We start from the raw sequence: 24542 nt of genomic DNA on the forward strand, positions 1-24542 counted from the left end.
CATGGAAACACGGGCGCATCACGTTTTAATCGGTCTCTTCACGCTGGCCACTGCCGCTGGCGCGCTGCTGTTTGCACTTTGGATGAGCCATGCAGCGGGCGAACGTAGCTACCAGCCTTATCGTATTCTATTTGAGCGCAGCGTTAGCGGCTTATCGGTCGGCAGCCGAGTGCAGTATAACGGTATTGAGGTGGGGGACGTCACCGAGCTTAACCTTAATCCTGATGACCCTCGGCAAGTGATTGCCAATATCCGCGTCTACGATGACGCACCGATCAAGACAGACACCCGGGCAAAACTTGCCTTTGCTAGCATCACCGGCAGCATGTCTGTGCAACTCCACGGCGGCACCCCTGAAGCCCCACTGCTGATTGACCAAACCGATATCGAAGCACCATTTATAACCGCAGACCCTTCGCCCATCGCTACGCTGTTTGATGAGGGCGAAGATATGATCGAAAACATCAATTCAATCCTGCAAAACGTCAACGAACTGTTTGACGATAATAACCGTGAGCAGGCAGGCAGTATTTTAACCAACATTGCTCAGATTACCGAAATGATTGCCGCCCAGCAGGACGCCCTAGATCAAAATATGGCGCTTTTCGGCGAAGCCACTCGCCAGGCAACTAACACGCTTAGCAGCATCGACGAACTTAGCCAGGAAGCGACACAGCTACTGCGTCAAGATGGCCAGCTGGTAATGGAGAGTGCCGCTGATGCGAGCCACGATGTGGCCCGGGCGGCTCAACGCATTGAGCAATTAGTGGAGACTAACGCTGGTGCCATCGAAGGCAGCCTGCAGGGGGCGCAAGATATTGCTCCGGCGCTCTCTTCGCTACGCTCCACGCTTGATACACTGGATCGTATTACCCGCCAGCTAGAGGAGAGCCCAACGGACTTTTTCCTGGGCCGTGATCAGGTAGAGGAGTTCCGCCCATGACATTACGCTCCACCGCCATCGCTTTAGTTAGCGCTGCGCTGCTACCCAGCAGTGGCTGCTCAATATTGCCCGAAAGTGAGCCAGCGACCCTGTATCGTCTGCCCAGTAGCGATATACAGCCCGTCACATCAGATTCTATGACCACCCGACAACGCCTTGCTGTGGCTGCTCCACAGGCGGGGCATTTACTGAGTAGCAACCGCATTGTGGTTTACCCAGAAGGTAATGTGGTTAATGTGTACGAAGCTGCCCGCTGGCAAGAGAATGCCCCTGCTTTACTCCAATCGCGCTTGATCACTGGGTTACAGCAGAGCCGCCTATTCGCCAGCGTGGGTAGCGATAGCCTGCCTTCCGAGCGATTGCTGCTGAGTGAGCTACGTCACTTTCAGAGCGACTACGCCACCCATCCGCCCACGGTAAAAGTACAGCTCGATGTACAGCTCGTCAGCACTCAAAACCGTGCTTCAATCGCCACTCAGAGTTTTACCACCAGCGCGCAAGCTATCAGCACTGATATTCCAGAGGTGGTTAATGCGTTTGGCGCTGCTAGTGACGACCTTACTGAACAGCTGGTCAACTGGCTGGCCAATCAGCAGGAAGCTAATACCCTTGATTAAGCTAGCATTGACTAAGCCAGCGTGATTAGGACGTTGTTGCCCGGCGGGCATACTCCCGCGGGTCGCGGGGGTAGTAGCGTTCCGGCTGGCTTTCAAGATGAGTGAAGTAGCGCGTGTCCTTGTAGGGCATTTTCATGTAGCCCGAAACGCCTAGGCCCTCGATTTGGTCTACCGAGGCGAGAATGCGCGCCAGCAGCGTGCGGAACTCGCCCTCTCGAGCCGGATCCAGCAGACGATAGTAGCTATGTATTTTGAGGTGTTGTGGCAGCGCTTCAAAAATGATCATGCCGGTATGGTGAATGTCATTGAGCTGCTGCAGCACATGCATAATCGCCTCGGGCAGCACCAATAGTTCTTCTGGGTCGGGGCCATCTTCGAAGTAGCTGTGCTGACGGGTGCGATCTTCAAGCTCCGGTACTGCGCTCAACTCGTAGCCTATCGCCATGCTGGGTTCGCTTACGAAGGCTTCATCCACGGAAGTACGTTCTAAGTGCAGTGTTTGCCGGGCATTAAACAAGCAGCTTTTAAACACGCCCTGACGATGAATCGCCCGCGCCAAGTGCACCATATTATTGACCGCTTCAATAAAGGCGGGCTTCAGCGTCGGGTCGTGTAAATTTAACGACGAGTCGATATACACACCCTCACGCTCCCAGCGAACCGCCAAGCCCCCCACTACCGGATATTTGCCCAGGCGGCTCACCGACGCCAAAAAGGCCTTTTCGGTTTCACCCATACCCTGCATAAACTGCTTGTAGTAGCGGTCTAACTGCACATCATTGACATCATTCAGGGTTTCTTGGGCATGCTCTTCCTGTGAAAAGACTTCGCGTAGAAAGGCTTTGCGCGAGCTATATACCACGGTATCGATCTCCTGATGCGCAGGACGCGCCCATACCGGTACCAGCGGTACACTGAGCGATGTAGGCAGATCGATCATTACTACCTTGGCCATTCGCGGCATGTTTTTTAAAAAGTAGTCGCCCGCTTTGCGCCGCACCTGAGGGTCGGGGTCGAGCATGCCATCCAGGGTGCGGGCAAACTCCATCGGCAACCCCAGCGAACTGGCGGGAATCGCCCGATGGCCAAATCGACACGACTGCGCCGACGCCAGCGCATACAGGGTTCCCGCCGCTCCCTGCTCATCGAATCGCGGCGATGACAGTGCGCCGTTCAACTGCTCTTCGCCGATAAAGTAAACATCGCCCAGGCGGGCATTGGTTTGCTGCAGATTATCCGACATCAGCTCCATGACGTTGGCGCCCACAAACTGCAGTTGCGCGTCTAGTTGGGCAAATACCGATGAGCCCCAGTCGATTAGCGCAATAGACTCCTGCTCGGCGTCATACACCAAGTTAGAAGGCTTAATATCGCCATGCACCACCGGACGTGCCTGGGACCCTGACTCCCGCCGCAGGGCAAGCAGGATGTCGGCCAACTGCGCCGCAATGCGCACAATCAAGCGTGGAGAGAGGCGCCCCTGCTTAAGCGATACCTGCTCTAAATTCCAGCCGGGGGCACGCTCCATTACCAGAATGGACTGCCCCCGGGAGCGCTGGTAAGCAATAAGACCTGGAATGCGTGGATGGGACACCTGTTCCAGCATAAACGCCTCTTCTTCGAGGCGCTCCTGCAAGTGCACAGGTAGGGTAATGCGGGAGAATTTAAAGACATAATGCGCTTTAGCGCCTTGGTGGACGGTGCTGCCGGCAAATACAAAACCGTAGGCACCCTTGCCAATGAGCTCGATGCCCTGATAGCCCAACTGGGAGAGCTGCGCCTGGCATAGCGCTACCCAGTCTTTAAGCTTACGGGCATCGTGATGGCTCAGCAGATAGACCGACTGCTCTTCAGGTATATAAAACTGCTGAAGCGGTGCCTGGGACATAAGTCACCTTGCTTGCTAGCCTAAGTGAAGCAGCATGGTCTCTGGGGCTTCGAGAAAGCCCTTCCAGGCATTACAGAAACGCGCAATGGTACCGCCGTCGATAAAACGGTGATCGCCCGCCCAGGTGATGGTCATGATCGCCCGGCGCTGTACCGCACCCTGCTCATCAAAGCGTGGTAGCCACTGGGTTTTACCAATCGCCACAATAGCGGCCTCGGGGGCGTTAATGATCGGCGCGGCGTAGGTACCTCCCAACGCCCCAATATTGGAAATACTAATGGTGCCGCCTTTTAGATCCGCCTGATCAACCCGCCCCTCCCGCGCCGAGGTGGTTAGCCGGCCGACTTCCCGGGCAATTTCCAACAGGGTTAAGCGCTCAACGTTTTTGACATTGGGCACCATCAAACCCGCTTTGCTATCCACCGCCATACCGATATTACAATGGGGGTAGTAGTGCAGCTCATCCCCAGCCGCATTTAACTGGGCATTAACGATAGGCTCTTCGGCGACGGCTAGCGCCATGGCTTTCATAAAAAACGGCATTAGCGTCAGCCGTTCGCCCTGAGCCTCGGCTAGCGGCTTTAAGCGCTCCCGCAGCGCCAACAGTGCAGTAACGTCGATCTCTTCACCGTAGTGAAAATGGGGAATGGTGCTGGCTGCCTCGACCATGCGCTTGGCCATGACCGCCCGCACACCGCGGAGGGGCTCCACTCTGGGTGCCTGAGTTTCAGCTTGGTTGTTAACAACGGTTTGGCTAGATGAAGCTGAAGCTTGGAGTGCTTGATCCAGATGCGCCAACACGTCCTCTTTTAGCACCCGACCGTCTTTGCCGCTGCCAGCGATCTCCGTGAGCTGTAGAGAGTGTTCACGCACTAGGCGTCTAACGGCGGGGCTGGCTGGCACCTTGTCATATAAGCGGCCAGCAGCCGGAATACCTGTAGGGTTGGACGATTCTGTCGTCTGTGCCATTGGCTTTTCACTGGCGGCCGATTGCGCACCGTCTGGTTCGGCCTCACTATTATTGTTACTAGCCCCATCACTTGATAGGCATACAGCGGCGCATGCACTTTGGCAATTTGGCCCTGGGCCACATACAGTTTGGTCACCACACCGGCTTCGGGGGCGGTAATCTCCACCAGCGCCTTGTCGGTCATGACTTCAACGATAGGCTGATCTTCTTCAATTTGATCGCCTTCAGCGACGCGCCATTCGACGACTTCACACTCGACGATGCCTTCGCCAATATCAGGCAATAAAAAATCGCTCATTGTTTTTCTCCCCATGCGTACTTAGGCATTAATAGCCACTAAAAGTTGACGCTTTCGCGAATCGCTTCAAAAATCTTCAGGTGATCAGGCAGATACTCTTTTTCCAGCACCAGTGGAAAAGGCGTATCCAGACCCGTCACCCGGGCAATGGGCGATTCCAGGTAGAGAAAACAACGCTCTTGAATAGTGGCAGCGATTTCACCGGCAAAGCCACCGGTTAACGGGGCTTCATGGCTCACCACCAGTCGGCCGGTTTTTAACACCGATTCAGCCACCGTATCCGCATCCCAGGGCAGCAGTGAGCGCAGGTCGATCACTTCACAGGCGATGCCCTGCTCTTCGGCTAGCTCGACCGCTTTGCCGATCACCTCCATCTGCGCGCCCCAGCCTACCACGGTAATATCCGTGCCCTCCTTGGTGATTTCGGCTTCGCCAATGGGAAGCTGGTAATCCTCTTCGGGCACTTCACCGACTGAAGCACGATAAAGACGCTTAGGCTCCAGAAAAAGCACCGGATCCGGGTCGCGAATAGCGGCAAGCAGTAGCCCTTTAGCCTGGTATGGGTTGCGCGGCACCACCACCTTTAATCCAGGTGTATGGGTGAAATAAGCTTCCGGTGATTGAGAGTGATAAAGGCCACCAGCGATACCGCCACCGTAAGGAGTGCGAATCGTCAAACCACCAACGTTAAACAGATCGCCTGAGCGGTACCGGAACTTGGCGGTTTCGTTAACGATCTGGTCAAACGCCGGAAAGATATAGTCGGCAAACTGTATTTCTGCCACAGGCACCGAGCCCTGGGCCGCCAAGCCATTGGCAAAGCCGATAATGCCCTGTTCGACAAGTGGCGTATTGAAACAGCGCGCTTTGCCGTACTTCTCCTGCAGGTGACTGGTGGCCCGAAATACGCCGCCAAAAATACCCACATCTTCACCAAAGCAGATGACTTTTTCATCCTCTGCCATGGCGATATCCAGTGCATTATTAATTGCCTGGAGCATGTTCATGGTAGCCATGTTACGCCTCTCCCTGAGTATCAGTCTCGGTGCCCACGTCTAAATCCAACGACTGCGCCCCGCGGGGATAAGCCTCTGGGTAGCGACGGATATGGCGTTTTAACTGATCGAATTGGCGCTGCAGCGATGGGGTTATATCGGCATACACATCGCTGATCAGGCTCTCTAGCGGCGGCGATGAGCGCTTCTCAGCCCGCTTCATGGTTTCCAGTACTTCACGGCGCAGGGTTTCCTGCTGGGTAGCCTCCTCCTCTTCGCTCCACCACTGTTTCTTCAAGAGCCATTTTTGCAGCCGCAGCAGTGGGTCTTTGGCGCGCCACACCTCCTCCTCATCTTTCGAGCGATAGCCAGAGGGGTCGTCGGAAGAGGAGTGCGCGGCAAGGCGATAGCTCATGGCCTCGATCAATACCGGCTGATTTTTCTCAACGGCGATCTTGCGTGCCTGCCGCGTCGCTTCGTAGACCGCCAGCACATCGTTACCATCTACCCGGATCACGTGCATGTGGTAGCCAAAGGCTCGGGGGGCGATACCGTCGGCGGCAAACTGCTCGACGGCAGGCGTGGAAATGGCATAGCCATTGTTACGGCAGAAGAATATCACCGGCACCTGATGCACTGAGGCCATATTCAGCGCGGCGTGGAAGTCTCCCTCGGAGGCGGCGCCTTCACCAAAAAACGTTAACGTGCAGTGACCGTTACCAGCCAATTTTTGGCCGTAGGCGTAGCCCGTGGCCTGAGGAATCTGAGTCGCTAAGGGGGACGAGATGGTCATGTAGTGCAGCTTGCGCGACCCATAGTGAATCGGCATTTGGCGGCCTTTGCCGTAGTCCAGCTCGTTGCCGAACAGCTGATTCATGAATTCGTCGATCGAGAAGCCGCGATACATTAAAGCGCCCTGCTCGCGGTACTGCGCCATAATCATATCGGCGTCATTTAGCGCAGCAGTGGCGCCCACTACAGCGGCCTCTTCCCCGGTACACTGCATATAAAAGCTCAACCGCCCCTGGCGCTGAGCAGCCATCATACGTTCATCGAGAATACGCGTGGCCAGCATCGCCTGATAGATACGCCGGGCGTGATCACGCTCAAGCGCGGGCTCATCAGCGTCGCTATGCAGCTCACCTTCTGGGTTAAGCAGGCTGAAAGTAGGAATTGAAAATTCGTCGCCGGTCATGAAGTCCGGCTGGTGTACGTACTGTGTCATCATTATTGTCCTTGTTTTGCCCCTTTTGAGGGCAGTGTTGTTGGTATTGACCGTTTATGCCAGTGGATTTATCTGTCATAGGTCAACGCAACATCTATCTACCACAACATTTAGGACAATAACGCAGCGCAAGGACTTTAGGGATGCTACTTAAGATGCAGAGAGGTTAAAACGCAGAAAAATCAGTCATCAGAGATACGCGCACGTAGTTGACGCTGCAACACTTCGAACAAGCTATCAATCGTCAGGGCCAACAATGCAATGGTCAGCGCCCCTTGAACCACATAGGCCATATTGCCGTTCACGATGCCGGAGATAATCGGGTCACCAAGGTTACTTGCTCCCACGGTAGCCCCTAACGCGGCAGTGGCAATATTGATGGTCACCGAGGTTCGGATGCCCGCCAGAATGACCGGTGCTGCCAGAGGGAGCTCAACTTGACACAGGATTTGCGTTGGCTTCATGCCCATAGCGTGAGCAGCCGTTTTAATATCGCCTTCGACGCCCTGCAAACCAGCAAGAGTATTGCGCACGATAGGCAATAGCCCGTAGAGCATTAAAGCGACAATAATGGGCAAGGTGCCAAACCCCAGAACGGGTACCGCCAGCGCCAGAACCGCCACTGGAGGAAACGTTTGCCCTAGTGATGCCAACTGGGCCACCAGTGGTAGAAAATCACTCCCCCACCTGCGGGTAACGGCGATACCCGCCGCGACTCCCACGATAATGGTCACCACCGCTGCAATGCCGACGACAAAGAGGTGGCGGCCTAGCAAAGTGACAAAACCGGCGCGATCGTAGATGACTTGCCGGGCATCGGGCTCAATCCAGCGAAATAGGGGCTCGGCAGCCGACATGGCAAAGACGCTCATCATTAGCAGCGCCCCCCAAAGCAGTGGCCATAGCCATTGCAGGGCTTTTTTGTGGGGCTGGGCGACGCTTAGCGAGTTACTCACGCGGGTTTCCATTGTCCAGTTGAGCCTCCTTGATAATTCTCCGCAACGATAGCTCACCGACCGGCACATCATGTTGGTCAACAACGGTCAACCGGTCGCTATGATCGCGCAGCATCATGGAAAGCGCCTGACGTAGCGAGAAAGTCCCAGGGATGCGCGACTGCGCGGGCAAGGTAGGCCCCATAGAGGTCATATGATCTTTCACACGGGTTAACGCGGCTTGTTTCAGGCCTCTTTCCAGCCCACCTAAAAGCGACTCGACAAAAGGGTCGGCAGGGCTTTGTAATAGCGCCAGCGGTGAACCTTGTTGCACGATTCGACCTTCGCGCATCACCACTAAGTGATCCGCCAGCTTAAGCGCTTCATCCATATCATGGGTCACAAACACTACGGTTTTATGCAGCCGTGCTTGTAGCTTGGCCAGCTCATCCTGTAGCTTTTCACGGGTAATAGGATCAAGCGCGCCGAAGGGTTCATCCATCAACAAAATATCCGGGTCTGCCGCCAGGGCACGCGCAACACCCACTCGCTGCGCCTGCCCCCCTGAAAGCTGATGCGGATATTTATGCCCAAACTCATCCACTGGCAAACCGAGCAAATGCATTAGCTCGGCCACCCGTGACTGGACGTCCGTTGCTGACCACTTCAATAACCGTGGCACCAGACCGATGTTGCGCGCAACGTTCCAGTGGGGAAACAGCCCGGTGTGCTGTATCACATAGCCAATCCGGCGACGTAGTTTTACAGGGTCATACGCGTCTATCGCCTGCCCATCGAGGATGATGTCGCCTTCGCTGTGCTCAATTAAGCGATTGATCATGCGCAAGGTGGTCGATTTACCACAGCCCGAGGTACCCACTAACGCACAGAATTTACCCTTCGCCACCCGTAGAGAAATATCGTCCACCGCGGTTTCATCCCCAAACCGCTTGGATACGTGGGATAGTTCGATCATCTTGTTCCTCCGGGGCGCAGCGCTTCTGCCAAGGCACCTAAGCCCGCATCCACCACCAGAGCCAGCATTAAAATAGGCAGTGCGCCAAGCAGCACCATATCCATGGCGGCCTGACCTAAGCCTTGAAAAATAAAAGTACCTAACCCGCCCGCACCAATCAGAGCGGCAACGGCGGTAAGCCCAATGGCCTGAACAGTGGTAATTCTCACCCCTTCCAACAGCACCGGCAGCGCCAGCGGTAACCGTACCTGCCAAAAACGCTGCCCGGCACGCATGCCCATACCTTTGGCGGCTTCTAATGTATCGGGACTGACTTGTTCAAGCGCGGTATAGGTGTTGCGCACAATGGGCAGCAGGCTGTAGCCAATCAGTGCAATTAAGGCGGGCGTAGTGCCAATACCGCTAACGCCAAGCTGGGCTAAAAAAGGCACGTTGGTGGCAAGCCAGGCTAGCGGCGCCAGCAGTAGACCGAATAGCGCCAAACTGGGAATGGTTTGAAGAAAATTGAGCACAGCAAACGCGCCCTTCTGCAGCCGGGCATAGCGGCGCATCAGCATGGCAAGTGCCAGCCCAAGCACAATGCTGACACTGACGGCGATACTGACCAGCTTAATGTGCTGCGCGACGGCGCTGAGAAACTGTTGATCACGGGCTTTAAATTCTTGAACGAGGGCAAGCGTCTCCAGCCCAAAAGCTGCACAGAGCCACCACATCAGCGCGACACCACATAGCAATAGCGTGGGCCATGCCCGCGTGAGGTTTAAGCGCAAGCGTAGTTCTACTAAACACAGCAGCAGTACAAATAGAACAACCCAATACGCCGCTCCCATGCCTAAACGCGCTTGAGGCATCTCAGGGTCAATCAGTAAATAGCTGCTCGCCATCAACCCCACTGGCATTAGCGCCATGATCACTATCACCGCCGCTAACAGCGCTCGGTAGTGACGATGGGTTGGCTGGCACGCGAGAATACCGATAAAGGAGAGCAATAGCGTTGCCAATAGCGCACCTGGCCAGCCAAAAGCCTCCAGTGCGCCATGCCCCGTCCCTAACACAATCCGGTTGGGGGCCATGCTGACCACATCAAGTAACCAGAATGCAGCCAACATAATAAGGCTCAGGCTAACGAGCACAACGTTAGGGTGCCACCCTTCCCAACGAAGCCGCGGGGTGGGCAGTGCATCCATCAACGACATTAATTAGTTATCCCGAGCGTTAGCATTAAATTATAAGATTACCAGGCATTAATTATTAAGCGTATCGAGGTAGTCGCTGGCCACTTGGGATGGAGACAGCCCGTTAACGGCGACATCGGCATTGAGCGTTTGCAGAGTGACCAGATCAAGGCTAGTGAAAACCTCATTGAGCAGCGCTTCTATTTCTGGATAGGCTTCAAGTACGCTTTCACGCACCACGGGGGCAGGCTGATACACCGGTTGCACGCCCTTGGTATCTTCCAGCACGACCAGCCCCAGCGCACTTAAGCCACCGTCCGTGCCATAGGTCATGGCGCCATTAACGCCGCTGGTCTGTTGGGCGGCAGCACGCATGGTAGCAGCGGTATTACCACCAGAGAGCACCAACAGTTGATCATCACTCAACTCAAAACCGTAGGCTTCCTGAAATGCGGGCAGTGCTTGTGAAGACTCAACAAACTCAGCGCTTGCAGCAAATTTGAACTCGCCGCCGTCAGCCAAATAGGCGGCTAGATCTTCTAGACTCACCAGCTCATTTTCCTCGGCAACATCCTCGCGGACGCTCATTGCCCAAGTGTTATTAGCGCTGGCAGGCTGCAGCCATATCAAGCCTTGCTGCGCATCACGCTCGCGCACTGTTTCATAAGCCTGATCTGCATTATTCCATACTGAACTGTCGGTCATATCGAAAAAGAACGCGCCATTACCCGTGTATTCTGGATAAAGGTCAATCTCGCCCGCTTCAAGCGCAGTGCGGACAACGCTAGTGCCGCCCAGCTGTAAGCGGTTTTCGGTCGCAATGTCATTGCGCTCCAGGGTCTGAATAATCAGCTCGCCCAGAACAGATCCTTCTGTATCGATTTTGGATGACACCACCACAGGCTCGTTAGCGCTGACTTGGGAGAATGCCGCGAGGGATACGGCACAAGCAGCGATTAAGGGCTTAGCAATGAAAGAATTGGCTGAAAAGCGCATCTTTGAATTCCTTTTGAAGTGGGCTTTAAACGACCGAGGCTCTTATAGTCATTATAAGAGCCATCAGCGTTTAAGTTAGCGCATAAGCCACCAACGAGAGATGAAGGTTTTTGGGTTAAGGTGCTTCTAATACCCAAGACGTGCCTTCTCGGGAGTCCTTGAGAATAATCCCTAAAGCGGCAAGCTCATCGCGGATCGCATCCGCTTGGGCGAAGTCTTTATTCGCCTTAGCCTCAATGCGCTGAGCAATTTTCGCTTCGATCTCGCTCTCGCTGAGCGGCATACCCTGCTGCTGCGTGCCTTTTAAGAACGTTTGTGGCTCTTGCTGAAGAAGCCCCAAAACTGACCCAAGCTGCTTTAACTCGCCCGCCAGCTTGGCAGCTTCATTAGGCTGTTCTTGCTTGGCGCGATTGACCTCGCGAGCCAGCTCAAACATCACCGCCAAAGCTTCGGGGGTATTGAAGTCATCATCCATTACCTGAGTAAAGCGCTCACGGTAAGCCGAAGCGTCATCACTATTTGCCGCGCCTAGCTCAAGACCTTCCAGCGCGGTGTACAAGCGCGTTAGCGATTTACGCGCCTCGGTCAGTGAATCAACCGAGTAGTTGATCGGGCTACGGTAGTGACTCGCCACCAGCAGAAAACGCACCACTTCTGGGTCGTGCTCGGCCAGCACGTCGCGAATGGTGAAAAAGTTGCCCAGGGATTTGGACATCTTTTCCTGATTCACCCGCACAGCGCCTGCGTGCATCCAGGTATTGACGTAGGTTTTGCCAGTGGCCGCCTCGGATTGAGCGATCTCATTTTCATGGTGTGGAAAGGTTAAATCCGGCCCGCCGCCATGAATATCGAAAGTGTCACCCAGGCAGCAGGTCGACATCGCCGAGCACTCGATGTGCCAGCCAGGCCGGCCGTTACCCCAGGGCGACGCCCAGTGCGCCTCCCCCGGTTTGGCTGCCTTCCAGAGCACGAAATCGAGCGGGTCTTCTTTATGAACATCCACATCAACCCGGCTGCCTGCACGCATATCGTCTAACTGGCGGTTATTGAGCTTGCCGTAATCAGCGAATTTGCGCACCCGATAGTAGACATCACCGTTATCGGCCGCGTAGGCAAAGTCTTTTTCAATCAGCGTTTCAATCATTGCCACGATATCGTCGATATGGCCGGTGGCGCGGGGCTCATGGCTGGGCGGCAATACAAATAGGCGCGCCTCGTCTTCGTGCATGGCATCAATCATGCGCTCTGTCAGCGCAGTGATACTTTCGCCATTTTCGTCGGCGCGCTTGAGGATCTTGTCGTCGATATCGGTAATGTTGCGCACGTAGTTAACGTCATAGCCGCGTTCTCGAAGATAGCGGGTGATGACATCAAAGGCGACCATGACGCGAGCGTGCCCTAGGTGGCAGTAGTCATACACCGTCATGCCGCAGACATACATGCTCACTTTACCCGCTTCCAGTGGGGTGAAAGGTTCTTTGCGGCGCGTCAGCGTATTGTAAATATGCATATGGCTATCCATGTTTGTTTTAGCCCTTCTGCTTGATTTTAGCCCAGCTATCTTTCAACCCCACGGTCCGGTTAAACACCAAATGCTCTGGCGTAGAGTCGTGACGGTCAGCGCAGAAGTAGCCGACGCGCTCGAACTGGAAGCGTGACTCGGGCGTTGCGAAGGCTAAGCTTGGCTCTCCGATGGCTTGGCAAACGACCAGCGACTCCGGATTAAGATGCTCTAGAAAATCGACATCTTTATCGCGATCCGGCTGTTCAACGGTGAACAGATTGTCGTAAAGACGCACTTCCATCGGCACGCCGTGTGCAGCGCTAACCCAGTGAATAACACCTTTGACCTTACGTCCTTCGGGATTTTTACCCAGCGTATCGAAATCCACCGAACAGTGCAGTTCGCTGATCTCACCGGCGGCGTCTTTGATCACTTCGTCACAACGAATCACGTAGCTATTGCGCAGGCGTACTTCTTTACCTGGTGCCAAGCGGAAGAACTTTTTAGGCGCGTCTTCCATAAAGTCGTCTTGGTCGATATACAGCTCGCGGCTGAACGGCACCTGACGCACCGTCATATCTTCACGGCGGGGTGACCAGGGACTTCGTACACCTCCTGGTGATCTTCCGGCACGTTGGTGAGCACGACTTTCAGCGGCTTTAACACACACATGGCGCGCGGGGCATTGTCTTCAAGATCCGAGCGAATGGCGTGGGTCAACATGGCGATATCCACCAAGCCACCGTCGGCACGAGTAACGCCAATCATCTCGCAGAATTTACGAATTGACGCTGGCGTATAGCCACGGCGACGCATGCCGGAGATCGTCGGCATACGCGGATCGTCCCAGCCATCGACAATTTTTTCGTCAACCAGCAGTTTCAGTTTGCGCTTGGAGGTCAGGGTGTAGTCGAGATTCAGCCGTGCAAACTCGATCTGGCGCGGTTTCGCGGGAACCGGCAGATTATTTAAAAACCACTCGTACAGCGGGCGGTGATCTTCGAATTCCAGGGTGCAGATCGAGTGGGTAATACCTTCAATAGCATCCGACTGACCATGGGTGAAGTCGTAAGAGGGATAGATTTTCCACTTGTCGCCAGTCTGGTGATGGCTGGCATGACGAATACGGTAAATAATCGGGTCGCGTAGATTGATATTGGGTGAGGCCATGTCAATCTTGGCGCGCACGACCTTTTCACTTTCGCCAAACTCACCTTCACGCATACGCGCGAGTAGATCCAGGTTCTCTTCGGCGCTGCGTTCGCGGTAAGGGCTAGGCTTACCCGGCGCTGTCAGGGTGCCGCGATACTCGCGGATTTCATCCGGCGACAGGTCGTCAACGTAGGCTTTGCCTTCTCGCATTAAGTGCTGCGCCCAGGCATAGAGCTGATCGAAGTAGTCAGACGCAAAACGCACCGGGCCTGCCCATTCAAAGCCTAGCCAGCTGACGTCCTCTTTGATCGCATCGATGTAAGCCTGCTCTTCTTTGGCAGGGTTGGTGTCGTCAAAACGTAGATGACACTCGCCACCCAGTTGCTCCGCCAACCCGAAATTTAGACAGATCGACTTCGCATGGCCGATATGCAGGAAGCCATTGGGCTCCGGGGGGAAGCGCGTCACGATTTTAGTGACCTGGCCGCCCTCGATTTCGTCGCGTACTTGGTTGCGAATGAAGTTCGGCGCTGGGGTGGTCTCGTTGGTCATGATGGTGTTGATAACCTCGTGGTGGATGGCGTGCTGCGCCGTGAGGACATAGGATACTCCTATGGCCCTTCGCGGTGCAGGGCAAAACCGCTATTATAACGTGACGCCGATGCACAGCGCCAAGGCGAACGCCTTTATTGAACAGGAATTTATCTATGATCGTATTACAAACGAACCACGGTGACATCACCATCGCTCTTAACCACGAAAAAGCGCCAATTAGTGCGGCGAATTTTGAACAGTATGTGCGCGACGGGTTTTATGATGGCACCCTGTTCCATCGCGTCATTGACGGCTTCATGGTGCAAGGGGGTGGTTTCGATAAGGAGTTCAACCAAAAGCCGACCCGCGACCCTATCGACAACGAAGCCGACAACGGCTTGAAAAATACCGTTGGCACCCTGGCCATGGCACGCACCCAGGATCCCCACTCTGCCACTGCGCAGTTTTTTATCAATGTGGGCGATAATAGTTTTCTTGATCACAGCGGTAAAAGCCTTCAAGGCTGGGGCTATGCGGTATTTGGCGAAGTCGTTGACGGGATGGATGTGGTCAATGAGATTAAAAACGTAGCCACGTCTCGCCGCGGCATGCACGCCGACGTCCCCTCCGAAGATGTCATTATCGAGCGCGCGTACGTCAAAGACGCGGAATAACGCCGGGAGCCTTATGCGCACACTGCTTGTTGCCGACCTTCATCTAAGTAGCGATACCCCCGAGATCAATCAGGGGTTTTACCGCTACCTAGAGCACACTGCTCCAGGAGCCGACGCGCTTTATATTCTTGGGGATCTTTTCGATGCCTGGATTGGCGATGATCTACTGGACGCCAATACACATCCGCTTAGCGTTGTTGCACATGAAGTAATTCGCCATTTGCGCAGACTTAGCAGCGACGGTACTGCGGTGTACCTAATGCACGGCAACCGAGACTTTCTGCTGGGCGAACGCTTTATAAATGCGTGCCAGGCATTTCTGCTACCGGATATTGAGGAAGTGGAAATCCAAGGCATTCCCGTTTTACTGCTACATGGCGATAGTTTGTGTACTCAGGATGAAGCGTATATGGCTTTCCGCAAGCAGTCGCGCAATCCAGAGTGGCAGGCGCAGATGCTTGCGCTACCTTTGGAACAACGTGTAGCACTTGCGCAAAGCTTGCGTACTCAATCTGGCGAAGCCAATGCTAATAAAGCTGAAGCGATTATGGATGTGACGCCACAAGAAGTCATTGCGCTGATGGAGCACCATGGCTTGACTACCATGATCCACGGTCACACCCACCGCCCCAGAGTACATGACTTGACGGTTGAAGACGTGCCTGCCAAGCGCTATGTACTAGGCGACTGGGATGCCCAGCACGGCTGGGATATTATCATTGAGCGCGCCGACCATACTGCGCCCCGACTACGTCAGTTCTCTTTAACGGAATTACCTGATTCCTGACCGCAATTTACGAGTATAAAAAAGCCGATCATGTGATCGGCTTTTTTGCTCTTGCTGTTTTTAACTTGGGCTTAAGCGACTCTAGCGCTCTATATCGGCATCGCTGCGCAGGTCATCAATCAATCCCTGCAATACCGATTGGGCACGCAACTGCTCGGCCATTTGCGCAACAAATGTCTCCATCTGCTCATCGACCTCACCTACACTGACGCTATCAAGCGCTACCACAGCCACTCCTTGCGGCAGTTCAACCGTGCGATAGACGCTCTCACCCTCTTCAGGGCGCTCCATGCGGAAGGCTTCCTGAACAATCAGCTGAGGCACAGTGCTATCGGCTTGGCGGCTTACGCTGTTGGCTTCTAGCCAATCAACATCTGCCGACTGACTGTCTCGCAAACTTGCAACCAGTGTCTGTGCCTCTTCACGCAGCGCCGCTTGCTGCTGTTCTGCGGCCACTGACATTTCAACGTCCTCGCGCACTTCATCAAGCGGCAGCAGAGTCGCATCACGCTGCTCAGCAACCCGCAGTACCAGGCGACGATCCTGATCCAGCTCAATCACTTCGCTGTTGTAGCCCTCTTCAAATACGTCGTTGCTAAAGGCCGCCGACATTACCCCAGGCTCAGATAGCACTCCGTCAGCCTCATCATCACGAGCAAGCCAATCGCTCTCCTGCAGCGTTAGACCGAGCTCATCGGCAACGCTCTGCAAGTCGTCGGCAGCGAAGCTCTCATCGATCAGTTGTTGAACCCGCTGGTTAAACTCATCATCAATGTCACGTAGTGCCACTTCCCGCGCTAGCTCATCGCGCTGCTCTTCAAAAGTAGGGCCCTGAATATCCGTCACCTGGATAATGTGGAAAGCGTTATCCAACTCAACAGGCTGGGATACATCACCCTCTTCGAGACCAAAGGCCGCTTCATCAAAGGCCTCACCAAAGAAGCCACGGCTGATCACACCAAGATCACCGCCCTCTTCTGCGCTGGCCGTGTCGTCAGAATAGCGCAAGGCGGTATCTGTAAACGAATCACCGCTGTCCAGTGCTTCCCGAGCGGTCTCGGCTAATTGCTGCGCTTCATCGCGGGTGCGCTCATTACCAAAGGTGATCATGATATGCGACACACGGCGGTCAGCATTGCGATTTTTCTCACGCCAGGCGTCACGCAGGGCCTCTTCATCCACGTCACGGCCCTCTGCCATGGCCTGACGGTCAATCAGCACATACTCAAGACGCACCTGTTCCGGGCGTTCATAGCGCTCCTGGTGGGCATCGTAATATGCTTGGAGATCGTCATCGCTAACGCTGATATCAGCGTCCACATCGTCGCCATCCAAAACTATATAGCGGAAACTACGCTGCTGGCGCTGTAATTCGGCCAGGCGCTCTTGCTCGTTCGGCAGGCTAAAATCACTGAAGGCTAAGCCTTGCTGTAAATGCTGGCGCTGGATATCGACGCGCAACTCTTCACGAAAGGAGATCGGCGTATAGCCAGCACCGGCGAGACGATTTCGGAACACCTCTGCAGAGAAACGGCCATCCTGATCATGAAATTCCGGCAGGCTGACAATTAACTGATCCAACTGCTGTTCAGAAACGGCAAAACCACCCTCTTCTGCATACTGGGACAGCAGTTGCTGCGTGATAAGCTGGTCAAGTATATCGTTGCGCAAGGCACGCTCTTGCTCAGGCGGCACTTGTCCTGAACGCAGCGCGCGCTGAACCTCTAGCTCAACTTGCTGACGCATAATCGGCTGTCCGTTGACGCTCGCCACTTCGTCCGGATCGCTGCCAAAAAGCCCAAACAGTGACTCAATCCCGAAAAGTGCCATGGCCGCGACCATGACACCGATAATAATTTTGGCACCCCAGCTCCTGGAGCCATCTCGAATACTTTGCAGCATGCTAGCCTCAGATAGTCACAGCCAAACAGATCGGCCCGCTCAACCCAAATAAAAAGTGGGCCAGAAAATAACATGGGCGCATCGCCAATGCGATGCGCCCATTAGGTTACAGCAAACGCGGTCAAATTAGTTGACGGCGTCTTTCAGCGCTTTACCTGCTTTGAAGCTGGGTACTTTGGCGGCACTGATCTGGATTGGCTGACCCGTTTGTGGGTTACGGCCAGTACGAGCAGCACGCTCTTTGATCGCGAAGGTACCAAAACCTACCAGAGATACGCTTTCGCCTTTCTTAAGGCTATCGGTGACAGACTCCACCATGGCATCCAATGCGCGGGTTGCCGCTGCTTTCGGAATATCTGCAGACGCGGCAATGGCTTCAATCAGCTCGGACTTATTCACTCTTCACCCCTTGACTGTTTCAAAAAATGGCTCTGAACGGCATGGTCACCGATGGATACGACGATCAAAGCATAGCTGCGTTTTATAGCAATGCCTTGAAACATCTGTCAAGCAACCATGCCGCGAGATACCCGCTACCCAAAGCAGCGGGCACATATTAAGTAAAATTAAAGACCAGCGAGGACTTTAACAGCTTAATGGGTACTAGCAACAACGGTATTACTAAACGATGCTTCGGTACTTTTCAATGGCGCACCGTCTTCTACCTTATCAGCTAGCGCTACGGCTAAGACATCATCTATCCAACGTACCGGACGAATATCCAATGCACCTTTGATATTGTCAGGTACTTCCTTGAGATCACGGCGGTTTTCCTCAGGAATTAGCACTGTCTTTATACCACCGCGGCGGGCTGCCAGCAATTTCTCCTTCAATCCGCCTATCGGTAATACCTCACCGCGCAGATTGACTTCACCGGTCATTGCCACGTCGCAGCGTACCGCACGCTGGGTGTATGCGGAAACAATCGCCGTCACCATGGCAATACCTGCACTGGGCCCATCTTTAGGTGTTGCCCCTTCAGGAACGTGGATATGCAGGTCCTCTTTTTCGAACCGTTCGGGGTCAATGCCATACGCTTCTGCCCTGGCGCGCACTACCGTATGAGCGGCACTCACCGACTCTTTCATTACATCGCCAAGTGAACCGGTCTTGTTAATTCGCCCTTTACCCGGCGTCACGACAGACTCGATGTTGAGTAACTCGCCGCCCACCGATGTCCAGGCAAGGCCTGTCACTCGGCCGATCTGGTCGTCTTGCTCTGCCAAACCGTAACTATAGCGACGTACGCCCGCGTAGTGCTCAATTTGCTCAGCCGTTAAGCTCTGCCCTGTTTGGGCGGCTTGCGGGTCACGCTCTTTCTCAAGCCGCTCACGCAGTACCTTCCGCGACACTTTGGCAATCTGCCGCTCCAGCTCACGCACACCCGCTTCGCGGGTATAGTAGCGAATAAGCTCTAAAAGCGCGCTGTCTTCGAGCGTTAACTCATCGCCTTTTAAACCGTTCGCGGCTAGTTGCTTAGGCAATAAGTAGCGCTTAGCGATCGCCAGCTTCTCATCCTCGGTGTAACCCGGCAGACGAATAATCTCCATACGGTCAAGCAAGGCGCTAGGGATATTCATCGAGTTAGCGGTACAGATGAACAGCGTCTCGGAGAGATCGTAGTCAAGCTCCAGATAGTGATCGCTAAAGCTGTTGTTCTGCTCAGGATCAAGCACTTCGAGCAGCGCAGAGGCAGGGTCACCGCGATGATCCATGCCCAGTTTGTCGACCTCATCCAAAAGAAATAACGGGTTTTTAACCCCTGCTCTGCTCATCCGCTGCATCAACTTGCCTGGCAATGAACCAATATAGGTGCGCCGATGGCCGCGAATTTCCGACTCATCGCGTACCCCACCCAGGGCCAAACGCACATATTTGCGATTGGTGGCACGGGCAATGGACTGGCCAAGCGAGGTCTTGCCCACCCGGGCGGCCCAACGAGACATAGCACTGGGCCTTTCATCTTGCGCACGCGCTTCTGTACGGCAAGATATTCCAGGATGCGCGCCTTAACCTCCTCCAGGCCGTAATGATCTTCATCGAGCACCTGCTGCGCTTTGACGAGATCATGCTTTACCCGGGTACGCTTTTTCCATGGAACAGCGACTAACCAATCCAGGTAGGAGCGCACTACGGTCGCTTCAGCGGAGTTTGAGGCCATCATTTTAAGCTTATTGAGCTCTTGAGTCGCTTTCTCGGACGCCTCTTTCGGCATACCGGACTCTTTAATCGCCAGCTCATACTTCTCAGCCTCGTTGGGCACATTATCCAGCTCACCCATCTCTTTCTGGATAGCTTTCATCTGCTCATTGAGGTAGTACTCGCGCTGAGTCTTCTCCATCTGCTCTTTGACCCGCGAGCGGATGCGCTTCTCTACTTGCAGTAGGTCGATTTCAGATTCGATCAGCGCCATCAGGTGCTCAATACGATCGCGCACCCGATCCATCTCAAGCAGCTCTTGCTTGTCGCCAATTTTAAGCGACAGGTGGGCACAAATGGTGTCCACCAAGCGGCTTGGATCTTCAATCCCCGACAGCGAATTAAGCACTTCGTTGGGGACTTTTTTGGAGAGTTTGACGTACTGCTCGAACTGATTGAGCAACACGCGTACCAGTGCTTCCTGCTCACGACTGGTCAGCGGTTCACTCTCTCGGGGCGTTAAATACGCCTGGGTGTAGCCTGCGGCATTCTCTTCGACATTGAGAACATCCGCTCGGAAATTCCCCTCAATGAGTACCTTGACCGTGCCATCAGGCAACTTAAGCAGTTGCATGATATCGGCCACGGTGCCCATAGCGTAAAGATCCGCATTGTCAGGCTCATCTTGAGACGCTTCACGCTGAGCCACCAGTAGCACACGTTTATCAGCCTCCATCGCCGCTTCGAGCGCCTGGATAGACTTTTCACGACCTACAAAAAGGGGGATGACCATTTGCGGATAAACAACCACATCGCGCAATGGCAAAAGGGGTAGACATTGTGTCTGTTCGGCGTTCTGCTGCATCGCAGACGTTCCTCGACAAATCGGATGAGTACTTAAAAGAGTACTTAGAAAAGTACTGCACACTTTTCAAAATGCTGGCGTTTAGACGTTAGCATTGAATAGGCTAGGCAGTAACACTTCACGAATTAGGCTTTATAACTCTCTCGCTAGATAACCAGGCTTCACAACACGCTTTATAAGGGCTCTCTACAGCAGAGCCCTAGAACATCTACAACAACAAGGGGTCGCCTTGGCGACCCCTTGATTTAGCGCAAGCGGTTGAAGCTGGGCCGCGATACTCGACTAGCCACTAACCATCAGTGCCGTCGACACGTGCATCTTCCTGCTGAGAGTAGATCAACAGAGGTTCGCTTTCTCCGGCTATCACAGATCCGTCGATGACGACCTTGCTAACACCTTCAAGCGAAGGAATTTCGTACATGGTATCCAACAGTACCGACTCTAGAATAGAGCGCAGTCCGCGAGCACCTGTCTTACGCTCCATGGCTTTTTCAGCCACTGCACGTAACGCTTCATCTCTGAACTCTAGCGTTACATCTTCCATTTCAAACAGCTTGGCGTACTGCTTAACTAGCGAATTCTTCGGTTCTGTAAGAATCTGCACCAGGGCGTCTTCAGTGAGCTCCATCAGTGTTGCGATGATGGGCAAACGACCCACAAACTCTGGAATCAAGCCAAATTTAACCAGATCATCAGGCTCTACGTCGGCCAGCAGTTCACCCACCCCACGGGAAGACTCTTTGCTTTTCACCGCCGCATTGAAGCCGATGCCGCCTTTCTCAGCACGGTCACGGATAACTTTATCCAGCCCTGCAAAAGCACCGCCTACGATAAACAGAATGTTGCCCGTATTGACTTGGACAAACTCCTGCTGGGGGTGTTTGCGTCCGCCTTGAGGCGGCACGGAAGCCGTCGTACCTTCAATAAGCTTCAGCAGTGCTTGCTGAACGCCTTCACCCGAGACATCACGGGTAATAGAAGGGTTATCCGACTTGCGTGAAATCTTGTCGATTTCATCGATGTAAACAATGCCACGCTCGGCTTTCTCGACGTCGTAGTCGCACTTCTGCAACAGCTTCTGGATGATGTTTTCGACATCTTCACCGACATAGCCGGCTTCCGTCAGCGTGGTTGCATCCGCAATGGTAAAAGGTACATTCAGTAACCGTGCCATGGTTTCCGCAAGCAGCGTTTTACCGCTACCGGTGGGGCCAATCAGCAGAATGTTTGATTTACCTAGCTCTACATCGCCGTCGCGTACATCTGTTTTCAAACGCTTGTAGTGGTTATATACCGCTACGGAAAGCACCATCTTGGCGCGATCCTGTCCGATAACGTAGTCATCAAGCGTATGACGTATTTCGCGTGGCGTAGGTAAACGCTCCTCATCGCTCTCGGCATCGGCTTCGAGAACTTCCTCGCGAATGATGTCATTACACAAGTCGACACACTCATCGCAGATATAGACGGATGGGCCCGCAATCAGCTTACGTACTTCGTTTTGGTTTTTGCCGCAAAACGAGCAGTAGAGCAGTTTGCCACCTTCGTCTTTGCCTTTGCCGTCGGCCATTCGCATACCTCTATCACTGCGGCGGCTTTCGCCGCCGGAAAAGCTCGTTAGAAAAGCAGAATCCTATCACGCTATCAGGATGTAGGCCGCTTATCCAGCACTGCATCAATCAGGCCATACTCTTTGGCTTGATTGGCGCTCATGAAATTATCCCGATCAGTATCACGTGAGACAGCTTCAATTTCCTGACCCGTGTGGTGGGCAAGAATTTGGTTCAGTTTCTCGCGAATACCCAGAATCTCACGGGTATGAATTTCAATGTCAGACGCTTGGCCTTGGTAACCACCCAGCGGCTGGTGAATCATGACGCGTGAGTTGGGAAGGCAATAACGCTTGCCAGCAGCACCCGCTGTCAATAACAGCGCACCCATGCTGGCCGCCTGACCAATACACACCGTAGAGACATCTGGTTTCACAAACTGCATAGTGTCATAAATCGACATACCCGCAGTGACCGATCCACCTGGCGAGTTAATATACAGGTGAATATCTTTATCGGGGTTTTCCGATTCCAGGAACAGCAGTTGGGCAACAACCAAATTAGCCATGTAGTCTTCTACAGGGCCTACCAAAAAGATCACACGCTCTTTTAACAGGCGTGAGTAAATGTCGTAGGCTCTTTCCCCTTTGGCGCTCTGCTCAACCACCATGGGCACTAAACCGCCGGCGTTTTGAATATCAAACTCACTCATTCAGGTGATTCCTTGCGTCCGGGAAGGGAAAGGCGCACCGACATATTAGGTGCGCCGCGTTCCAGGGTGTTAGGCGCTCGCTTGCTCGCCCTCTTCAGCACCCTCATCTTGCTCTGCCTGCTGTTGCGCAGCGGCAAGGGCTTGCTGATAAGACATTTCAACGTCTTTAATGTTCGTTTGTTCGAGCAGCTTAGCTACCGCTTTCTCTTCGAGAATGGCAGATTTTACTTGGGTTTTCATCTGCTCGTTACCCATGTAGTAGCTAACCACCTCATCAGGATCTTGGTACTGCTCAGCAAGCTCGGTCACTTTTGCTTTGATAGCATCATCGTCAGCATCGAGTTCGTTAGCTTTGATTACTTCAGCCAGCAACAAGCCGACCTGAACGCGGCCTTTGGCCTGCTCTTCAAAGAGTTCGTTGGGCAACTGGCTGACATCAAAATCTTCGCCTAGACCAAACTGCTGCGCCGCTTGGCGCTTCATGCCGTCAGTCTCTTGCTGAACGAGCGCGCTAGGCACAGGAATTTCGTTAACCTTTTTCAGCGCATCGAGCACTTGCTGCTTAACCCGGTTATCAACGGCTTGCGACGCTTCACGGGTCATGTTCTTCTTGATTTCAGCGCGGAATTTTTCCTGATCGCCGCCTTCAACGCCAAAACGCTCGATAAACTCAGCGTCTACTTCGGGCAACTTCTGGCTGCTGACCTTATGTACGGTTACCTTGAAGGTGGCTTCTTTACCGGCTAAATGTTCGGCCTGGTAATCCTCAGGGAAGGTGACGTTAAGGGTCTTCTCTTCGCCCGCTTTAGCGCCAATTAACTGCTCTTCAAAACCAGGAATAAAGCTATTGGAACCAATGACCAGCGTGTGGCCTTCGGCACTACCGCCTTCAAAAGGCTCGTCACCGATGTAACCCTGGAAATCGATAGTGACTTGATCGCCGTCAGCTGCAGCAGCGTCCACTTCTTCCCAGGCTGCATTTTGCTTACGCAGCGTATCGATCATCTCATCGACATCCGCATCACTCACCGAAACCACCGGGCGCTCAATCTCTGTACCTTCGATAGAGTTAAGCTCAACCTGCGGGTAGATCTCCATAACCGCAACGAACTCTAGGTCTTTACCAGACTCATTGACCGATGGCTCAATTTGCGGGAAGCCAGCAGGGTTCAACCCTTCTTCGGTAATAGCGCGCACATAACGCTCACGCATTACTTCGCTGACAACCTCGTTACGTACGTCTTGGCCGTAGCGCTGCTGGACTACTGCCATTGGCACCCGGCCCTGGCGAAAACCATTCAAGCGAACGTTCTTCGCAGTGTCTTTCAAGCGAGCGCTAACGGCCCCGTCAATTTCGGCCGCCGGCACTTGAATGGTAATGCGGCGTTCGATCTGGGAGGTCGTCTCGACAGAAACTTGCATGAATTGTCCTCTAACGGCTGGGCGTTGTGTTGATTGCATATAATAAGTTCAAGGGGGCAATTTTAAGAACCCCAACGCATAGTGGCAAGCGCCATGCTCGCAACATGGGGGCAGTGATTTTAAAAACAAGGCAATAAGCGAGCAATTAACCACTTTAAGGCGTGTTTAGCTTCATTATTCGCCCCACGTTGCGTAATTTTTACCATTCTACTGCTTTGTGCGTCTTGCAGCGACTTTTTCAATCACTACCGCAAAAAAAGCTAACCTGCATGACGCTCACCCG

The 24542-nt window shown here is 53.8% G+C and carries 17 protein-coding genes and 3 pseudogenes; 4 read left to right on the forward strand and 16 right to left on the reverse strand.

The window, feature by feature from the left end; translation table 11 throughout:
• The first annotated feature begins 1 nt into the window (after window position 1).
• The gene (locus FDY98_RS12895) at window positions 2-943 is read left to right on the forward strand and encodes an MlaD family protein (protein ID WP_027959574.1); all 942 of its coding nucleotides are present in this window, start codon (window positions 2-4) and stop codon (window positions 941-943) included.
• A complete protein-coding gene (locus FDY98_RS12900; protein ID WP_027959575.1) occupies window positions 940-1560 on the forward strand; it encodes an ABC-type transport auxiliary lipoprotein family protein in 621 nt (206 codons plus the stop codon). Before FDY98_RS12895 ends, FDY98_RS12900 begins: the two co-directional genes overlap by 4 nt.
• Before the next feature lie 25 nt (window positions 1561-1585).
• Here FDY98_RS12900 and FDY98_RS12905 read toward each other — a convergent pair whose 3' ends face one another.
• The 10 genes and pseudogenes from FDY98_RS12905 to FDY98_RS12955 all read right to left on the reverse strand — a co-directional run bounded on the left by FDY98_RS12905 (window position 1586) and on the right by FDY98_RS12955 (window position 14226).
• Complete coding sequence (locus FDY98_RS12905; RefSeq protein WP_027959576.1) at window positions 1586-3448, reverse strand: protein kinase domain-containing protein; 1863 nt, start codon at window positions 3446-3448, stop codon at window positions 1586-1588.
• A gap of 15 nt (window positions 3449-3463) precedes the next feature.
• Window positions 3464-4716, reverse strand: a pseudogene (locus FDY98_RS12910) (2-oxo acid dehydrogenase subunit E2).
• 38 nt (window positions 4717-4754) lie between these two features.
• Complete coding sequence (locus FDY98_RS12920) at window positions 4755-5732, reverse strand: alpha-ketoacid dehydrogenase subunit beta (RefSeq protein ID WP_009287805.1); 978 nt, start codon at window positions 5730-5732, stop codon at window positions 4755-4757.
• A gap of 1 nt (window position 5733) precedes the next feature.
• Window positions 5734-6936, reverse strand: coding sequence for a thiamine pyrophosphate-dependent dehydrogenase E1 component subunit alpha (locus FDY98_RS12925; protein ID WP_027959577.1), 1203 nt, complete (start codon window positions 6934-6936; stop codon window positions 5734-5736).
• 182 nt (window positions 6937-7118) lie between these two features.
• On the reverse strand, window positions 7119-7904 hold the full coding sequence (locus tag FDY98_RS12930) for an ABC transporter permease (RefSeq protein WP_027959578.1): 786 nt from the start codon (window positions 7902-7904) through the stop codon (window positions 7119-7121).
• Window positions 7885-8847 carry an ABC transporter ATP-binding protein gene (locus tag FDY98_RS12935; protein ID WP_022523315.1) on the reverse strand — a complete coding sequence of 321 codons (963 nt, stop codon included), beginning with the start codon at window positions 8845-8847 and terminating at the stop codon, window positions 7885-7887. The genes FDY98_RS12930 and FDY98_RS12935 overlap by 20 nt, the downstream gene beginning before the upstream one ends.
• The gene (locus FDY98_RS12940; protein ID WP_027959579.1) at window positions 8844-10043 is read right to left on the reverse strand and encodes an ABC transporter permease; all 1200 of its coding nucleotides are present in this window, start codon (window positions 10041-10043) and stop codon (window positions 8844-8846) included. The genes FDY98_RS12935 and FDY98_RS12940 overlap by 4 nt, the downstream gene beginning before the upstream one ends.
• A 48-nt stretch (window positions 10044-10091) precedes the next feature.
• Window positions 10092-11018, reverse strand: coding sequence for a glycine betaine ABC transporter substrate-binding protein OsmF (osmF, locus tag FDY98_RS12945; protein ID WP_027959580.1), 927 nt, complete (start codon window positions 11016-11018; stop codon window positions 10092-10094).
• Window positions 11019-11133: 115 nt separating this feature from the next.
• A complete protein-coding gene (gene cysS / locus FDY98_RS12950) occupies window positions 11134-12528 on the reverse strand; it encodes a cysteine--tRNA ligase (protein WP_027959581.1) in 1395 nt (464 codons plus the stop codon).
• A 19-nt stretch (window positions 12529-12547) separates the two neighbouring features.
• Window positions 12548-14226, reverse strand: a pseudogene (locus tag FDY98_RS12955) (glutamine--tRNA ligase/YqeY domain fusion protein).
• A 155-nt stretch (window positions 14227-14381) separates the two neighbouring features.
• Between FDY98_RS12955 and FDY98_RS12960 the strand changes: the two are divergent.
• Window positions 14382-14882: a peptidylprolyl isomerase gene (locus FDY98_RS12960; protein ID WP_022523310.1), complete on the forward strand. Its 501-nt coding sequence runs from the start codon at window positions 14382-14384 to the stop codon at window positions 14880-14882.
• 13 nt (window positions 14883-14895) lie between these two features.
• Entirely contained in the window at window positions 14896-15669 is a 774-nt protein-coding gene (locus FDY98_RS12965) for a UDP-2,3-diacylglucosamine diphosphatase (RefSeq protein ID WP_022523309.1), read from the forward strand.
• Window positions 15670-15750: 81 nt separating this feature from the next.
• Here the strand turns inward: FDY98_RS12965 and FDY98_RS12970 are convergent, their stop codons facing one another.
• The 6 genes and pseudogenes from FDY98_RS12970 to tig form a co-directional block, all read right to left on the reverse strand.
• Window positions 15751-17571 carry a SurA N-terminal domain-containing protein gene (locus tag FDY98_RS12970; RefSeq protein WP_027959582.1) on the reverse strand — a complete coding sequence of 607 codons (1821 nt, stop codon included), beginning with the start codon at window positions 17569-17571 and terminating at the stop codon, window positions 15751-15753.
• A 126-nt stretch (window positions 17572-17697) separates the two neighbouring features.
• Window positions 17698-17970, reverse strand: a complete 273-nt coding sequence (locus FDY98_RS12975; RefSeq protein ID WP_007114333.1) for an HU family DNA-binding protein — start codon at window positions 17968-17970, stop codon at window positions 17698-17700.
• Window positions 17971-18164: 194 nt separating this feature from the next.
• A pseudogene (gene lon, locus FDY98_RS12980) lies at window positions 18165-20575 on the reverse strand (endopeptidase La).
• A gap of 289 nt (window positions 20576-20864) precedes the next feature.
• Window positions 20865-22145, reverse strand: a complete 1281-nt coding sequence (gene clpX / locus FDY98_RS12985; RefSeq protein ID WP_022523306.1) for an ATP-dependent Clp protease ATP-binding subunit ClpX — start codon at window positions 22143-22145, stop codon at window positions 20865-20867.
• A gap of 74 nt (window positions 22146-22219) precedes the next feature.
• Window positions 22220-22837, reverse strand: a complete 618-nt coding sequence (gene clpP / locus FDY98_RS12990; RefSeq protein WP_009287800.1) for an ATP-dependent Clp endopeptidase proteolytic subunit ClpP — start codon at window positions 22835-22837, stop codon at window positions 22220-22222.
• Between the two features lie 69 nt (window positions 22838-22906).
• On the reverse strand, window positions 22907-24259 hold the full coding sequence (gene tig, locus FDY98_RS12995) for a trigger factor (protein WP_022523305.1): 1353 nt from the start codon (window positions 24257-24259) through the stop codon (window positions 22907-22909).
• Between the last annotated feature and the right edge of the window lie 283 nt (window positions 24260-24542).

The organism is Halomonas sp. PA16-9 (assembly GCF_009728585.1).
GTDB lineage: Bacteria > Pseudomonadota > Gammaproteobacteria > Pseudomonadales > Halomonadaceae > Vreelandella > Vreelandella titanicae.

Bases quoted from the DNA above. Each gene is read 5' to 3' on its own strand.
- cysS (WP_027959581.1), bottom strand. From the start codon at position 12,528: ATGCATATTTACAATACGCTGACGCGCCGCAAAGAACCTTTCACCCCA.
- FDY98_RS12965 (WP_022523309.1), top strand. From the start codon at position 14,896: ATGCGCACACTGCTTGTTGCCGACCTTCATCTAAGTAGCGATACCCCC.
- tig (WP_022523305.1), bottom strand. From the start codon at position 24,259: ATGCAAGTTTCTGTCGAGACGACCTCCCAGATCGAACGCCGCATTACC.
- FDY98_RS12895 (WP_027959574.1), top strand. From the start codon at position 2: ATGGAAACACGGGCGCATCACGTTTTAATCGGTCTCTTCACGCTGGCC.
- osmF (WP_027959580.1), bottom strand. From the start codon at position 11,018: ATGCGCTTTTCAGCCAATTCTTTCATTGCTAAGCCCTTAATCGCTGCT.
- FDY98_RS12925 (WP_027959577.1), bottom strand. From the start codon at position 6,936: ATGACACAGTACGTACACCAGCCGGACTTCATGACCGGCGACGAATTT.
- FDY98_RS12940 (WP_027959579.1), bottom strand. From the start codon at position 10,043: ATGTCGTTGATGGATGCACTGCCCACCCCGCGGCTTCGTTGGGAAGGG.
- FDY98_RS12935 (WP_022523315.1), bottom strand. From the start codon at position 8,847: ATGATCGAACTATCCCACGTATCCAAGCGGTTTGGGGATGAAACCGCG.
- FDY98_RS12960 (WP_022523310.1), top strand. From the start codon at position 14,382: ATGATCGTATTACAAACGAACCACGGTGACATCACCATCGCTCTTAAC.
- clpP (WP_009287800.1), bottom strand. From the start codon at position 22,837: ATGAGTGAGTTTGATATTCAAAACGCCGGCGGTTTAGTGCCCATGGTG.
- FDY98_RS12930 (WP_027959578.1), bottom strand. From the start codon at position 7,904: ATGGAAACCCGCGTGAGTAACTCGCTAAGCGTCGCCCAGCCCCACAAA.
- clpX (WP_022523306.1), bottom strand. From the start codon at position 22,145: ATGGCCGACGGCAAAGGCAAAGACGAAGGTGGCAAACTGCTCTACTGC.
- FDY98_RS12905 (WP_027959576.1), bottom strand. From the start codon at position 3,448: ATGTCCCAGGCACCGCTTCAGCAGTTTTATATACCTGAAGAGCAGTCG.
- FDY98_RS12920 (WP_009287805.1), bottom strand. From the start codon at position 5,732: ATGGCTACCATGAACATGCTCCAGGCAATTAATAATGCACTGGATATC.
- FDY98_RS12970 (WP_027959582.1), bottom strand. From the start codon at position 17,571: ATGCTGCAAAGTATTCGAGATGGCTCCAGGAGCTGGGGTGCCAAAATT.
- FDY98_RS12900 (WP_027959575.1), top strand. From the start codon at position 940: ATGACATTACGCTCCACCGCCATCGCTTTAGTTAGCGCTGCGCTGCTA.